This is a genomic window from Paeniglutamicibacter cryotolerans (genome assembly GCF_014190875.1).
Taxonomy (GTDB): domain Bacteria; phylum Actinomycetota; class Actinomycetes; order Actinomycetales; family Micrococcaceae; genus Paeniglutamicibacter; species Paeniglutamicibacter cryotolerans.
Map to the genome: position 1 here is coordinate 2,703,503 of NZ_JACHVS010000001.1, position 14,634 is coordinate 2,718,136.

Sequence of the window (14,634 nt, forward strand, 5' to 3'; positions counted from 1 at the left end):
CCAGTGGACTTCAACGAAATCCTGAAAACCGTCTTCAGTTTCGAGGACTACGCTGAACTGCTGCCGCTGGTGGTCAATTCGTTGCTGGCCGGTGCCCTGCTGGGGCTGGTCGGTGGGCTGGTCGGCGTGTTCGTGATGATGCGCGACATGGCCTTCGCCGTGCACGGCATCGCCGAACTCAGTTTTGCCGGTGCCGCCTTCGCGCTGCTGATCGGCGCCAACGTGGTTGTCGGTTCCCTAGTGGGTTCCATTGCCGCATCGCTGGTGCTGGGACTGATGGGTGCGGCGGCCAAGGACCGTAACTCGATCATCGGGGTACTCATGCCCTTCGGCCTGGGCCTGGGCATCCTGTTCCTCGCACTCTACGAGGGCCGCAGCGCGAATAAGTTCGGCTTGCTGACCGGTCAGATCGTTGCCGTGGACCAGGTCCAGCTCGGACTGTTGGCCCTATGCGCCGTGGTGGTGATCGTCGGGCTGGTCGCCATCTGGCGGCCGCTGATGTTCGTTTCTGTCGACCCGCAGGTGGCAGCGGCCCGAGGCGTGCCCGCGGCCAAGCTGTCCGTGGCGTTCATGCTGCTCCTGGGCCTGGCAGTCGCCCTGTCGATCCAGATCGTCGGTGCGCTGCTGGTGCTTTCGCTGCTGATCACTCCCGCCGCCGCTGCCGTCCGAGTGACGGCTCGCCCGGCGCTGACCATCGTGCTCTCGGTGGTCTTTGCGATGGTTTCGGTCGTTGGTGGCATTCTGCTGGCCTTGGCCGGACGGTTGCCGATCAGTCCCTACGTGACGACGATTTCGTTCCTGATCTACGTGGTCTGCCGGGTGATCGCTTGGCGCCGGGAGGTGGCCGGCAGGCGTGAAAAGCAGCCCGCCGCGCTTCCGGTCGCGGTGTAGCGTAGCCGGGACCAAGGGCAGTGCCGTTGTCGTAGTTGCACCCAGCCACACCGGGTGCATTCCTCGCCTGACATGTGGTTTACCCGTTCGGGCATAGGCTCGTCCACAAGGATTCGCCGTACAAAAATACCCGCCGTTGCCATGGCCAGCTTGCTGGTAATGGTGGGAGCGGAAGTCGTCGCCCTGTGCAACACTCTGGGCACACGCAAGGGCCGGCTGCAGCAGTACCGCGGTGGCAAGTGCAAGACCGTTCAAACGGTGTCCCCGAAAAGGGGAAATGCGGCCAATCAACCGGGTGGCTCACGACGCCCACGGAGCTAGCCACCGCTACGGTGAAGTATCGGGCCATATACCTGCCACGGCCATTGAAAAGACCTGAACATGCCCATCGGCCACGATCAGGCAGGTGAATCCCAAACAATACACCGGATACATCCAGGCCTCCTGCGACGAGATGAAGGCGCATTATCCGAACCAGGTAATTGTCTATGGACACCGGGAAACCATGGGGTGCACCATTCTTCGAAGCAGTGCCCGCTTTCCCCTTTTCGGATTGAAATGCCGCCTAACTATCCGCGGGCTCCGGCATGAAGTTCGTTGTACTCCATGAAGGTGCACATATCAGGACCTTCAAAGTCAGCGCCAAGAAGCATGGAAGAGGTTACATCAACAAGGGCGAGCGCCGGCTGGACAAGGTCTACCGGACGCGTAGCGGACAAGGCATCGAGCATCTTGCCGACCCCATGGCGTGGGCCATGGGCGGGGGAGAGGCTATAGCCAGAGTTGTTCCGGAGTCCGAGGAACGACAGCGAAGCGGGTCCTTGCGGGGAAAATGCATTAGCAGTATTGCGGCCCGGCGAACGGGGTACTCACTGGAACCTGACGTTCAAATTCCCGGGTCGCCACCTTCCCAGCGCTAGTGAGCCGCCATGCAGCCGGCCTGTCGGCAGCGGACGGGACCGCACTACTTACGATACGGCGTAGGGCCGGCCAACGGGTCGGTTCAGCCAACGACTATGCTGCACCGGCGGCTGCCGTGGCCGTGCAGGCTGGGCACAAACCGTAGATCTCCACCGTGTGCGAGGGATCGGAGAACCCGTTTTCCCGGGCCACTCGCGTCGCCCAGGCCTCAACCGCCGGAGCCTCGATCTCGACGGCCTTGCCGCACTTGCGGCAGACCAGGTGGTGGTGGTGGTGCTCGGCCCGGCACTGGCGGTACATCGCCTCACCCTCCAGGCCACGCAAGACGTCGACCAGGCCGTCTTCGGCGAGGGACTGGAGCAGCCGGTAGACGGTTGCCAGCGAGACCTTCGCTCCGTCGTCCATCAACCAGCGGTGCAGTTCCTGGGCACTGACGAAATCATCGACCATGCCCAGCGCGGCTGTCACTGCCAAACGCTGTTTAGTGACACGCTGTTCGCTGCCACGACGTTCGGGAGCCGGTGTGCTCATCGGTGCGATACTCCTTGGAACGGGGCGGGATTGCCTGGGCTGGTGCGGGGACGGAGCCGGGGACAAACCCGGTTGCCGCTGCCTCCAGCCTACCAGCGGGCCATGTGGGAACCGGGTTGCGACGGTAGCCCCAGGCCGTGCCCGCCAGTACGCTGATGCCATGAACATCACGAAATTTGGGCATGCCTGCGTTCGCATCGAACAGGCCGGCAGGGTATTGGTGATCGATCCCGGGAGCTGGAGCGATGCGGCTGCGGCGCTTGCCGACGTTGAGGCCATCCTCATCACCCACGAACACGCCGACCACCTGGACCGGGAAACCGTGCTGCCCCTGCTTGCAGCCACCCCGGACATGGCGCTGTACGCGCCGGCAGGACTTGCCGCTACGCTGCGATCCGCCGAGCCGCGGGCCGCGGAACGGATCATTGACGTGGTTCCCGGCACAGAACTTCGGGTGGCGGGCCTGTCGGTACGGACCTATGGCGGACAGCACGCGGTGATTCACGGGCTGCTGCCGGTGGTTGACAACATCGGCTACCTGATCGATGGCAAGCTCTTCCACCCCGGCGACAGTTTCGTGGTGCCCGACGGCGTTGCCCCGACGACACTGTTGATCCCGCTGCATGCGCCTTGGGCCGACGTCGGATCGACCATCGACTACCTGATTGCCATGCGCGCCGCACTGGTGTTGCCGATTCACGACGCGCTGCTCAATGAGCGCGGGCTGGCGTTGGTGTCAGGGCTCCTGGAACGCTTCGGCCAGCGCTATGGCAGCCGGTTCGAGACCTGGTCAACAGGAGACAACCGCGAGATCTAGTGCCCGCCCCAGACCCCGGTTTCGAGAAAGGCGTCGATGACTCCGGTGTAGGGTGCCGGATCGATGCCACCGGCGGCGAGCCATGAGTCTTGGCCGTAGGTATCGGCGTAGCGTTCGGATCCGTCGCAGATCAGCGAGACGACCGAGCCGGTGCGGCCCTCGGCGCGCATCGAGGCGATCAGCTGCCAGGTCAGCCACAGGTTGGTTCCGGTCGATGGGCCAGCGCCGAGCCCGGCCCATTCCTGCAGATGGCGCATGGCTGCCACTGCGGCACCGTCGGGCACCGTGTGGATGGCGTCGATTACCGAGGGGATGAAGCTGGGTTCCGGCCGGGCCCGGCCGATGCCCTCAATGCGGCTCGCGCGACCGGACACGGCGCGCGGATCGCCTCCGTCCGCCCAAGCATGCCAGGCGGTGGCGAAGACCGAGCCTTCGGGGTCCGCGACCGCCAGCCGGGCATCGAGGCGGTGGTAGCGCAGGTAGCGCCCGATGGTCGCCGAGGTACCGCCGGTGCCGGCGCCCACGATAACCCAGGCCGGGACCGGATGCTCCTCCATGCGCAGCTGCTCGAAGATCGATTCGGCGATGTTGTTGTTACCGCGCCAGTCCGTGGCACGCTCGGCGTAGGTGAACTGGTCCATGTAGTGTCCGTTGGTTTCGGATGCCAGCCGTTCGGCCTCCGCATAGACGGCGGACGGATCCGAGACCAGGTGGCAGCGGCCTCCGAAGCCCTCGATCAGTTTGATTTTTTCGGGGCTGGTGGTGGCCGCCATGACGGCGATGAACGGCAGGCCCAGCAGCCGGGCGTAATACGCCTCGGAGACCGCGGTGGAGCCTGAAGAGGCCTCCACGATCGTGGTCCCCCCGGTGATCCAACCGTTGACCAGTCCGTAAAGGAAGAGCGAGCGGGCCAGCCGGTGCTTCAGGCTTCCGGTCAGGTGTGTCGACTCGTCCTTGAGATAGAGGTCGATGCCCCAATGCGCGGGTAGCGGGAGACGGTGCAGGTGGGTGTCGGCGGAGCGGGCGTTGTCGGCGTCGATCAAGCGCACCGCACGGTCGACCCAGGCCCGGGTCGCTGTATTTGAAGCTGAAATGTTGTCCACCCCCACCACACTAGTCGCGCCCGGGGGTCCCTTCAGCCAGCGCCGGGCGGCGTGGTGCACAATGGGTGGCAAGCGGATCACCCGGCATGAGGGAGAAACTGATAATGAAGCAGGACCAACTGATCGGGGCCGGGGAACTGGCCCGGCTGCTCGAAACACCGGCCCGCATCGTGCTGCTGGACGTGCGCTGGGCGCTCGGGGATCCGAACGGGTTCGAGCACTATGTGGCCGGGCACCTGCCCGGTGCCGTGTTCGTGGACCTGGACACGGAGCTCGCCGGATGCGCATCAGCGGCTGCCGGGAGGCATCCGCTGCCCGATCCCGGGGACTTCGGTCGGGCCGTGGCCCGGTGGGGCATCGGCTGCGGTGACGTGGTGGTGGCCTACGACGATTGGGGTTCGATGGCTGCGGCCAGGGCCTGGTGGCTCTTGCGCCATGCCGGGATCATCGGGATACGGGTGCTCGATGGAGGACTCGGCGCCTGGAAACGCGCCGGCCTCCCGCTGGAGGCCGGCAAACCCGGGCCTGTTTCTCCGCCGGCTGACCCGGTGGACGTCGGATGGGGGCAGCTGCCGGTTCTGGATATCGAGGCTGCCGCTGCCTTCCCGGGACAGGGTGTGCTGCTCGACGCCCGGCCTGCGGAGCGCTTCAGGGGAGAGGCCGAGGTCCTTGACCCGCGCCCGGGGCACATCCCGGGGGCACGTAATGCGCCAGCCCTGGCCAACTTGGATGCCGAGGGGCGCTTCCTGCCGGCTGCCGTGCTGCGCGATCGCTACGCCGGGCTGGGCATCACCCCCGAAACCGGCCCGGTGGGCTCCTATTGCGGCTCCGGGATCACCGCGTCCCACCAGCTGTTGGCGCTGGGCATCGCCGGGATCCAGGGCGTGCTCTATCCCGGATCCTGGTCGCAGTATGCGGCTGACCCCGGGCGTCCGGCCGAGCTGGGCGATCCGGGCGGGCTGGCCAGTACCGGCACCAAGGCGTAGGTTCGAATCATGATTGGTCGACCCGTCCCGCCGCCGCGCGGTTCCCAGCCCCGTTCCTCCCGACCCTCGAGCGTCGGGGCCATGGGCATTGCCGAACCCGGGGGGCCGCTGGTTCCGCTGCGCGTCGAGCGCCGGGCGGCCGGGCCCCGCGATGTGCTGATCGACATCGAATTCTGCGGCTTGTGCCATTCGGATGTACATGCCGGTCGCGGGGAGTGGGGAGCGCGGACGCTGCCGCTGGTGCCAGGGCATGAGATAGTCGGCATCGTGCGGACCGTCGGGCCGGAGGCCGACGATTTCCGGGTGGGGGACCGCGTGGGCGTGGGGTGCCTCGTGGATTCCTGTCGCGACTGCGAACAATGCGATGCGGGGCTGGAGCAGTTCTGCGGCGCATCGGTGGGGACCTACGGGGCCCGGAATACGCGCACCGGCGAGTATACCCAGGGCGGCTATGCCAGTTCCATCGTGGTCGATTGCGCCTACGTACTGCGGATTCCGGACGGGCTTGACCCGGCTGCCGCCGCCCCGCTGCTCTGCGCCGGGATCACCACCTATTCGCCGATGCGCCACTACGGAGTGGCGGCGGGGGACCGGATCGGCGTATTGGGCCTGGGCGGGCTGGGGCACACGGCGGTGAAGATCGGGGCCGCGATGGGCGCCGATGTCACGGTGTTCACCTCCAAGGAATCCAAGCGGGCAGCCGCCTTGGAGCTGGGAGCCGCGAGGGTGGTGGTGACCGGCGACCAGGAAGCCATGGCCGAGGCATCTGACACGCTGTCGCTGCTCATCGATACCGTGGCGGCGCCGCACGACCTGGGTCCCTTCCTGGCCACGCTGCGCAGGGACGGGGCGCTGATCCAGCTGGGCCTTCCCTCCGGCCCGATGCCGCCGGTGGACGTGGGGCGGCTGATCTCGCGCCGTCTGCGCTACGGTGGTTCGCTGATCGGCGGGATAGCCGAAACCCAGGAGATGTTGGACTTCTGCGCCGAGCACGGGGTGGTCTGCGACGTCGAGGTGGTGGGCGCGGATGCGCTGAACACTGCGTGGGACAGGATGGTTGCCGGTGATGTGCAATATCGTTTTGTGTTGGACGCCGGAACCCTCCGCGCGACGAACTAAGGAGCATCAGTGAGCACGTTGTTCACCAAGATCATCAACGGGGAGATCCCCGGCCGCTTCATCTGGAAGGACCCCGAGCTGGTCGCCTTCCTGACCATCGGCCCGATCACCGACGGACACACGCTGGTGGTGCCCCGCGCCGAGGTCAACGAATGGACCGACGCCCCCGAACTCATGGCCAAGCTCACGGTCGTAGCCGGACACATCGGCCGCGCGCAAAAGCGGGCCTTCGGTGCCGAGCGCGCCGGGCTGATGGTCGCCGGATTCGAGGTCCCGCATCTACACGTGCATGTGTGGCCGACCAATTCGCTGGCCGACTTCGACATCTCGCGGGCCGATGCCAACCCGGATCCCGCGAAGCTCGATGCCAACGCAGAAGCGCTGCGCGCTGCCCTGCGCGAGGACGGCTTCGACGAGGTCGTCCCGACGGCCTAGGACAGCGCGCCGCCGTCCCTGATGGCGGCGCGGATGCGCTTCTCGGAGACCGAGTAGGCGGTACCCAGTTCCTGGGCGAACTGGCTGACCCGGAACTCCTCGATCATCCACTTCACCTTCGCCAGTGCAGGGGGCGTCCCGGTGCCGGGAACCAGCTTCTCCAGCGCGGCGTCGTAGTCGTCCTCGAGGGCCTGGACGGCAAGCATTGCCGCGTTGTCGCGGTTCACGTTGCCGGCCTCCAGCTTGTCCAGCCGCTTTTCGATGGCCAGCACATAGCGCGGCAGCTGGGCGAGCTGGGCGTAGCCGGTGCGCGCCACGAATCCGGCGTAGACCAGTTGCGAGAGCTGCATCCGGATATCGCCCAGCGCGTTGACCAGCGCCAGCGACGAGGCCTTCTTGATCCGCTTTTCGATGCGGCGCACGCTCGAGAGGATCTTCTCCACGATGGCGGTGACCGTGAAGACGGTGTCGATCAGCTCGGCGCGCACCTGCTCGTAGATGGACTGGAAGGACGCCGGGTTCCAGGGCAGCTCCTCGGGCAGTAGTTTGTCCACCGCCGCCATCGTGCAGTCCTGGATCAGCGATGCCACCGAACCATGCGGGTTCTGCGTGAAGACCAGTTTTTCCTGGTTGCTCAGATGGTCCAGCACGTAGCGCTCGGGGGAAGGGACCTTGAGCAGCAGCAAGCGGATGACGCCGGCCCGGTGGGCGGCGAGCTGCTCGTCGGTGTTCCGGAAGACGGTGAGCCGCACGGAATCCCCGGCGTCTGCCAGCCCCGGGTAGGCAGTGACCTGCTGCCCGGAGATCGTCGTGACGACCTTGCGTTCGATGACGCCGTCGTTCCCGAACCCGGTATCCCAGTCCCTGAGCCCGTCGCGCTCCCAAGGCGAGGGGCCCCCCGGTCCGTGGGGAGCCTTGGACTTGGCCTTGCCGGTGGCGGCCTTGAACGCCGCGGCCTTCGAAGGACGGGCCTCCTTCGGGGTGGCCGGCACCTCGGAGAGGCCGAGCGATGCGGCAAGCGCCGCGCGGTTCGCCGCGGCCAGGGACTGCTGCAGGTAGCCCAGGTCCTTGGACTCATCCAGGATCCGCGCCGAGGAATCGATCACCTGGAAGGAAGGCTTCAGGTGCGCCGGGACCGCATCCCAGTTCCACGAGCGGGGCGGTATGACCACGCCCTTGAGCCGGCGCAGGACGAGCTCGAGGGATGCCTCCAGCTCGTCGGTGGCCGGGTCGAAATCTGATTCCAACGTGGCAACCGCCAGGCGCGCCACATCGGGGGCCGGCACGAAGTTCTTGCGCACGGCCTTGGGCAGGGACTTGATCAGTGCCGTGACCAGCTCCGTGCGCAATCCCGGGATCAGCCAGCGGAAGCGTGCCGGATCGAGCTGGTTCAAGAAGAGCACCGGTACGCGGACGGTGACCCCGTCCGATTCCCCGGCCCCGGCAACCGGGTTGAAGTCGTAGGACAGGTCAAGGTCCAGCGAGCCGTGCTTCCACGTGCGCGGGTAGGCGGTGGTGTCCAGTTCTTCGGCGTCTGCCTGCAGCAGGGCATCGGCGTCGAAATCGAGCAGTGTCGGATGCTCTCGCCGGGCCTCCTTCCACCAGGTATCGAAGTGCCGCTCGGAGACCACCTCGGCGCCGATGCGCGCGTCGTAGAACTCGAACAGGTCCTCGTCCGAGGCGCGCAGGTCGCGCCGGCGCATCCGGGTTTCGAGTTCCTCGATGTCTTCGAGCAGTGCCCGGTTGCGGTGGAAGAACTTGTGGTGGGTTTTCCAGTCGCCCTCCACCAGGGCGTGCCTGATGAACAGTTCGCGGCTCAGCACCGGGTCCACGCGCCCGTATTGGATGCGCCGGGTCGGGATGACGGGCAGCCCGAACAAGGTGACCTTCTCGTAGCCCATCACGGTGCCCATCTTGCGCGACCAATGGGGTTCCGAGTAGCTGCGCTTGACCAGGTGCGGCGCGACGGACTCGACCCATAGCGGGTCGAAGCGCGCGGCGGTGCGGGCCCAGAGCCGGCTGGTTTCCACCAATTCGGCAGCCATCACCCAGTCCGGGGACTTCTTGAACAGCGCCGAACCGGGGAACACGGAGAAGCGGGTGCCGCGCGCGCCCAGGTAGTCGCGCTTGCGCTCGTCCCAGGAACCGATGTGGCCCAGCAGCCCGGAGAGCAGCGAGATGTGCACCGGCTCGTGCTTCGCCACCGGATCCACCGGATCGGGGGAAAGCACGATGCCCAGCGGCTTGGCCAGCTGGCGCAGCTGGGAGAACAGGTCCTGCCATTCGCGCACGCGCAGGTAGTTGATGAACTCGTTCTTACACAATCGGCGGAACGCGGAGGAGGAGAGCTCCTTCTGCTGTTCCTGCAGGTATCCCCAGAGGTTCAGCAGCCCGGTGAAGTCGGATTTGTCGTCGCTGAAGCGCTTGTGCAGCTCGTTGGCGCGCTGGCGCTTGCCGGTCTCTTCGGAGGGGCGCTCACGCGGGTCTTGGATACTCAGGGCGGCGGCGAGCACCATGACCTCCTTGGCGCAGTCGCGCTTGCCGGCCTCCACGATCATCCGGCCCAGGCGCACGTCCACCGGCAGCTGGGCGAGCTTGCGCCCGACGATGGTGATGCCCGCGTCGCGGCCCTCCTGGACGGCTCCGAGTTCGCGCAGCAGGGAGACGCCATCGGTGACGGCTTTCGCGTCAGGGGCCTCGACGAACGGGAAGTCGGCGATGTCCCGGGCGCTTTTGACCACGCCCATCGCGCTCATCTGCAGGATCACCGCTGCCAGGTTGGTGCGCAGGATCTCCGGATCGGTGAACTCCGGACGCGAGGCGAAGTCCTCCTCCGAATACAGCCGGATGGCGATTCCGTCGCTGACGCGCCCGCAGCGTCCCGAGCGCTGGTTGGCGCTGGCCTGCGAGACCCGTTCGATGGGAAGGCGCTGGACCTTGGTGCGGTGGGAATAGCGCGAGATGCGGGCTGTGCCGGTATCGATCACATACTTGATGCCCGGCACCGTCAGCGAGGTTTCGGCGACATTCGTTGCCAACACGATGCGTCGCTTGGAACCGGGGTGGAAGACGGCATGCTGTTCGGCCAGCGAGAGCCGGGCGAACAACGGCAGGATCTCGGTACCGGTCAGGCGCTTGTTGGTCTGTACCCGGGCCCGCAGGGCCTCGGCCGCATCGCGGATCTCGCGTTCACCGGAGAAGAAGATCAGGATGTCGCCCGGGGCCTCGGTGGCCAGTTCGTCCACCGCATCGCAGATGGCATCGAGCGGGTCTCGGTCCTCGACGGCGTCATCGGGATCCAGTTCGTCATCGTCCATGCCCTCGGCAGGGTTCAGCGGGCGGTAGCGCAGCTCCACCGGGAAGGTGCGCCCGGAGACCTCGATGATCGGGGCCGGAACGGGCTCGCGGGACTCGGCGCCAATCGCGGCGGGGGAGGCAAAGTGCTGCGCAAAGCGCTCGGGGTCGATGGTCGCGGAGGTGATGACCAGCTTCAGGTCGGGGCGTTGGGGCAGCAGCTGGCTGAGGTAGCCGAGCAGGAAGTCGATGTTCAGGCTGCGCTCGTGGGCCTCATCGATGATGATGGCACCGTACTTCTTGAGCATCTTGTCGTGCTGGATCTCGGCCAGCAGGATGCCGTCGGTCATCACCTTGACCCGGGTTCCACGGGAGACCTCGCCGGTGAAGCGGACATGGAAGCCGACCTCTTCGCCGATGGTGGTGCCCAGTTCCTCGGCGATGCGCTCGGCCACTGTGCGCGCGGCCAGGCGGCGCGGCTGGGTGTGGCCGATCATGGCCTTGGTGCCGTAGCCGAGCTCGAGCAGCATCTTGGGCAGCTGGGTGGTCTTGCCGGATCCGGTTTCACCGGCGACGATCACGACCTGATTGTCGCGGATCGCCTCCATGATGTCGTCGCGACGACCGGAGACGGGAAGGGATTCGGGGTAGGAAATGGTGATCGCCATGGTTCTCCCAGTCTAGCGAGGTGCCGGCCAGCACCGATGCACCGGGGGTTGGCGGGAGCTGTCCCCTGCCCCTCCGGGGATCAAACTGATCCGGTGGTCACCGGCACGCCGAGATGATTGGTCAAGTCGATGTCAAACGAACAGCCGTTAGCCCCCGTGAAACGCGTACAAAAACCGACAAATAGCCAGATTTTAATCAAAACCGTCCATGAGATGTAGTCATTTTCGAACAAAGGATCTGGATATTGCCGAAGCATGGACACAATGTGAGATGCTTCACAGGTAGGATCTAAAGCGTTCGTGGTGCGACGTCCGGCAACGGATTTCGTTTGACTGAGATCGCGAACAAGCCCGGCCCAACGTCGTTGAAAACGGGCGGAACTCGCACGTCGTGAAAGGTATTTCTTTAATGAAATTTGCAAAAACTGCCAAGCTGTCCGCCGGCCTCTTCGCCGTCGCCCTCCTGGCAACCGCATGCGGAGGTGCCGGGGATAGCCCGGCAGCGACCCCGGATGCAACCAAGCCGGTCAAGATCGGCATTTCGCAGATCACCAAGCACCCGTCCCTTGACCAGGTGCGCGAGGGCTTCATCAAGGGCCTGGCCGACGCCGGTTACAGTGGCGACAAGGTTGCCCTGGACATCCAGAACGCCCAGGGCGACCAGGCAACCAATGCCTCCATCATGGGCAAGTTCGCCGCCGACAAGCTGGACCTGGTCATGGCCATCGCCACGCCGACCGCCCAGGCTGCAGCTTCTGCCATGCAGGACACACCGATCGTCTTCTCCGCAGTCACCGATGCAGTGGCGGCCAAGCTGGTCAAATCCGACGCGGAGCCGGGCGGCAACGTCACCGGCACTTCGGACAAGAACCCGGTGAAGGAGCAGCTGGAGCTGCTCAAGGCGCTGAGGCCCGAGGCCAAGACCGTTGGCATCGTCTACTCCTCGGCCGAGGTGAACTCCGAAGTCCAGGTAAAGATGGCCAAGGAAGCCGGCGCTGAGCTCGGCCTCGAAATCAAGGAAGCCGCGATTTCTTCCTCCACCGAGGTCCAGCAGGCAGCCCAGTCGCTGAACGTCGACGCCTTCTATGTGCCGACCGACAACGCTGTCGTTTCGGCCCTCGAAGCACTGCTCCAGGTCTCCTACGACAAGAAGATCCCGGTCATCTCCGCCGATGGTGAGTCCGTCGAACGTGGCGCCACCGCCACCTATGGCATCAACTACGAGAAGCTCGGTGAGCAGACCGCCGCCATGGCAGTGAAGATCCTCAAGGGCGAGGCCACACCGGCAACAATGCCGGTCGAAACCCTCGACGATGTGGAGCTGTACCTGAACGTCGACGCCGCGGCAAAAGTTGGAATCACTTTCCCGGCCGACATGCTTGACAAGGCAGTCAACCTCAAGAAGTAGCACTACCTCTGCAGTATCTGGCCCCATAGGGCCGACAACGGTGGCCGGCCGGAAATCTCGACCGGCCACCGTCCCAATTCATTTCGAGAAACGCAAGGATCCCCATGATCACCGCGGTTGAATTAGGCCTGATCTACGCGATCATGGCACTCGGGGTCTATCTGACCTTCCGCATCCTGGACTTCCCCGACCTGACGGTTGATGGAAGCTTCACCACCGGCGCGGCAGTCGCCGCCGTCGGCATCGTCAACGGCATCAACCCGCTGGTGGCCACGCTGCTGGCGTTCTTCGCCGGAGCCGCAGCCGGTACCGTCACCGGACTGCTGCACACCAAGGGCAAGATCAACGGTCTGCTGGCCGGCATCCTGACGATGATTGCCCTCTATTCGATCAACCTGCGCATCATGGGCAAGGCCAACGTGCCGCTACTTGGCGAAACCACGTTGATCACCCCGCTGCGTGACGGGAAGATGCTTGGCACGGTCTTCTCCGTGGCGATCTTCTTCGCCCTCGCGCTGCTGGTGAAGTTCGCCATCGACTGGTTCCTGCGCACCGATGTCGGGCTGGCCATGCAGGCCACCGGCGACAACGAGGAAATGATCCGCAGCTTCGGCGTCAGCACCGACAACCAGAAGATCCTGGGCCTGGCCCTGTCCAACGGACTGGTGGCCCTCTGTGGTGCCTTCATCGCGCAGTACCAGGGTTTCGCAGACGTCGGCATGGGCATCGGCCTGATCCTGATTGGACTGGCATCGGTCATCATCGGGCAGGCGATCTTCGGTTCGAAGTACATCTGGATCGCCACGCTCGCAGTGATCCTCGGCGCCGTACTCTACCGCCTGGTCATCCAGCTGGCGCTGAGCGCCGGCCTGGAGCCAAACGACATGAAGATGATCTCCGCCATCTTGGTGGTCATCGCGCTGGTGTTGCCGCAGTGGAAGGGCTTCTCGAAGATATCTGCCCGCATGAAGGGGTCCTCCGCCGCTACGAACAAGACGGATAGTGCCTCGGCACAGAAGGAACCGGTGGCCTGATCATGCTTGAAGTCAACAACATCTCCAAGACCTTCTTCCCCGGAACCGTCAATGAGCGCAAGGCGCTGCGCGAGGTCAACCTGAACCTCGGTGCCGGCGAATTCGTGACCGTGATCGGCTCCAATGGCGCCGGCAAGTCAACGATCCTGAACATGGTCGGCGGCAAGCTGCGCCCGGACACCGGCTCGGTGATCATCGACGGCAAGGACGTCACCAAGCTGCCGGACCACGTGCGGGCACGCTTCATTGGGCGGGTCTTCCAGGACCCGATGGCGGGCACGGCGCCGAACATGACCATCGAGGAGAACATGTCCCTCGCCCTGGGCCGCGGAACGAACCGCGGGCTGGGCTTGGGCGTGACCAAGGCGAAGCGGGTACGCTTCGCCGAGGAACTTCGGTCCCTGGAACTCGGCCTCGAGAATCGGATGAAGTCCAAGGTCGGCCTGCTCTCCGGCGGCCAGCGCCAGGCGCTGTCACTGCTGATGGCGACGTTCAGCGGACCCAAGATCCTGCTGCTCGACGAGCACACGGCGGCACTTGATCCGCAGCGTGCCGCGCTGGTGGCCCGTCTGACCGAGGAAATCGTGGAGCGTCACCAGTTGACCACGCTGATGGTCACACACAATATGGAGCAGGCGCTGCGGTTGGGCACCAGGCTGATCATGATGCATGACGGCCAGATCATCCTGGACCTGGACCAGGAACAGAAGTCCAGGATGCAGGTATCGGACCTGCTGCACGAATTCGAGAAGATCAAGGGCGCACAGCTCGACGATCGCACGATGCTGCAGTAGTCACCGGCCACCCACGGCAGGATAGGGGAGTCGCCTTCAGGGCGGCTCCCCTTCTGTTTGTCCGGGTGGCGGCCGGTTATGGCTCCGACGGCCGGGAAGGGCGCGGCATTGCACCAGGAAATACCGCTTGCCCCGGTGCGTCCCAGTACTCCCGCGCGTAACCCTTGCAGGGACAGATGCTGAACCTATCCACGATTGTGATCAGGCCGAAGCCGACGTCCGCGCGCGGGAACATAGTTCCGGGTGGGTAGGAAGATCTCAACGAGCAGCCACAGGTCCCGCGAATCGGCCGGCAGGTGTCCGTCAAGTGCGACGGTGAGATGCCGCGAACTGGACGGGGCGTCGAGGACCTTATCCTCCTCCAGCCGGCGGTCCTGAACGGCATCGGCGCGGATCCAGGACGCATGCTCGATGACCCGGTGGCCGTCGAGCAGGTCGAACCACGCCGACACCGGCCCCTTGGGAAGCAAGACGTTGCCGCCCCGAGGGGGACCGGCGGAGGGCTGGAGCAGATCGGTGCGTACATGCTCAGGGGCGTAGGCGTATCCCGGCACCGGGAAGTCGCCTTCCCCCAAACAATCAGGGGCGTGCGGGTGTCGACCCTGGCAGTGTCGCCCGACACGCCCCGCACCC

The 14,634-nt window shown here is 65.3% G+C and carries 12 protein-coding genes; 8 read left to right on the top strand and 4 right to left on the bottom strand.

Going from position 1 to position 14,634, the window contains the following annotated elements; translation table 11 throughout:
* Positions 1–3: 3 nt before the first annotated feature.
* On the top strand, positions 4–891 hold the full coding sequence (locus tag E9229_RS12430) for a metal ABC transporter permease (RefSeq protein ID WP_183511622.1): 888 nt from the start codon (positions 4–6) through the stop codon (positions 889–891).
* A gap of 1,014 nt (positions 892–1,905) precedes the next feature.
* Here the strand turns inward: E9229_RS12430 and E9229_RS12435 are convergent.
* Positions 1,906–2,343, bottom strand: coding sequence for a Fur family transcriptional regulator (locus E9229_RS12435; RefSeq protein ID WP_183511623.1), 438 nt, complete (start codon positions 2,341–2,343; stop codon positions 1,906–1,908).
* Positions 2,344–2,503: 160 nt separating this feature from the next.
* On the opposite strand from E9229_RS12435, the gene E9229_RS12440 reads away from it, so the two are divergent.
* Positions 2,504–3,160 carry an MBL fold metallo-hydrolase gene (locus E9229_RS12440; RefSeq protein ID WP_183511624.1) on the top strand — a complete coding sequence of 219 codons (657 nt, stop codon included), beginning with the start codon at positions 2,504–2,506 and terminating at the stop codon, positions 3,158–3,160.
* Here the strand turns inward: E9229_RS12440 and E9229_RS12445 are convergent.
* Positions 3,157–4,254 (bottom strand): PLP-dependent cysteine synthase family protein, encoded by a 1,098-nt coding sequence (locus E9229_RS12445; RefSeq protein ID WP_183512044.1) that lies wholly within the window; start codon positions 4,252–4,254, stop codon positions 3,157–3,159. The genes E9229_RS12440 and E9229_RS12445 overlap by 4 nt on opposite strands.
* Positions 4,255–4,367: 113 nt before the next feature.
* Here E9229_RS12445 and E9229_RS12450 point away from each other — a divergent pair, with 113 nt between their 5' ends.
* The 3 genes from E9229_RS12450 to E9229_RS12460 are packed head-to-tail and all read left to right on the top strand — an operon-like array spanning position 4,368 to position 6,803.
* A complete protein-coding gene (locus E9229_RS12450) occupies positions 4,368–5,249 on the top strand; it encodes a sulfurtransferase (protein WP_221184452.1) in 882 nt (293 codons plus the stop codon).
* A 6-nt stretch (positions 5,250–5,255) separates the two neighbouring features.
* A complete protein-coding gene (locus tag E9229_RS12455) occupies positions 5,256–6,368 on the top strand; it encodes an NAD(P)-dependent alcohol dehydrogenase (RefSeq protein WP_407671364.1) in 1,113 nt (370 codons plus the stop codon).
* A gap of 9 nt (positions 6,369–6,377) precedes the next feature.
* Positions 6,378–6,803, top strand: a complete 426-nt coding sequence (locus tag E9229_RS12460; protein ID WP_183511627.1) for an HIT family protein — start codon at positions 6,378–6,380, stop codon at positions 6,801–6,803.
* On the opposite strand, the gene hrpA is transcribed toward E9229_RS12460, so the two are convergent.
* Positions 6,800–10,765: an ATP-dependent RNA helicase HrpA gene (gene hrpA, locus E9229_RS12465; RefSeq protein ID WP_183511628.1), complete on the bottom strand. Its 3,966-nt coding sequence runs from the start codon at positions 10,763–10,765 to the stop codon at positions 6,800–6,802. The genes E9229_RS12460 and hrpA overlap by 4 nt on opposite strands.
* Positions 10,766–11,174: 409 nt before the next feature.
* On the opposite strand from hrpA, the gene E9229_RS12470 reads away from it, so the two are divergent.
* The 3 genes from E9229_RS12470 (at position 11,175) to E9229_RS12480 (ending at position 14,001) form a co-directional block, all read left to right on the top strand.
* Positions 11,175–12,173 carry an ABC transporter substrate-binding protein gene (locus E9229_RS12470; RefSeq protein ID WP_183511630.1) on the top strand — a complete coding sequence of 333 codons (999 nt, stop codon included), beginning with the start codon at positions 11,175–11,177 and terminating at the stop codon, positions 12,171–12,173.
* A 104-nt stretch (positions 12,174–12,277) separates the two neighbouring features.
* On the top strand, positions 12,278–13,207 hold the full coding sequence (locus E9229_RS12475; protein ID WP_183511631.1) for an ABC transporter permease: 930 nt from the start codon (positions 12,278–12,280) through the stop codon (positions 13,205–13,207).
* Between the two features lie 2 nt (positions 13,208–13,209).
* Positions 13,210–14,001, top strand: coding sequence for an ABC transporter ATP-binding protein (locus E9229_RS12480; protein ID WP_183511633.1), 792 nt, complete (start codon positions 13,210–13,212; stop codon positions 13,999–14,001).
* 185 nt (positions 14,002–14,186) lie between these two features.
* Here the strand turns inward: E9229_RS12480 and E9229_RS12485 are convergent, their stop codons facing one another.
* Positions 14,187–14,555 carry a hypothetical protein gene (locus tag E9229_RS12485; protein WP_183511634.1) on the bottom strand — a complete coding sequence of 123 codons (369 nt, stop codon included), beginning with the start codon at positions 14,553–14,555 and terminating at the stop codon, positions 14,187–14,189.
* Between the last annotated feature and the right edge of the window lie 79 nt (positions 14,556–14,634).

Excerpts from the sequence above, each read along its gene's own strand:
- E9229_RS12480 (WP_183511633.1), top strand. The coding sequence starts at position 13,210 with ATGCTTGAAGTCAACAACATCTCCAAGACCTTCTTCCCCGGAACCGTC.
- E9229_RS12440 (WP_183511624.1), top strand. The coding sequence starts at position 2,504 with ATGAACATCACGAAATTTGGGCATGCCTGCGTTCGCATCGAACAGGCC.
- E9229_RS12435 (WP_183511623.1), bottom strand. The coding sequence starts at position 2,343 with ATGAGCACACCGGCTCCCGAACGTCGTGGCAGCGAACAGCGTGTCACT.
- hrpA (WP_183511628.1), bottom strand. The coding sequence starts at position 10,765 with ATGGCGATCACCATTTCCTACCCCGAATCCCTTCCCGTCTCCGGTCGT.
- E9229_RS12475 (WP_183511631.1), top strand. The coding sequence starts at position 12,278 with ATGATCACCGCGGTTGAATTAGGCCTGATCTACGCGATCATGGCACTC.
- E9229_RS12450 (WP_221184452.1), top strand. The coding sequence starts at position 4,368 with ATGAAGCAGGACCAACTGATCGGGGCCGGGGAACTGGCCCGGCTGCTC.
- E9229_RS12470 (WP_183511630.1), top strand. The coding sequence starts at position 11,175 with ATGAAATTTGCAAAAACTGCCAAGCTGTCCGCCGGCCTCTTCGCCGTC.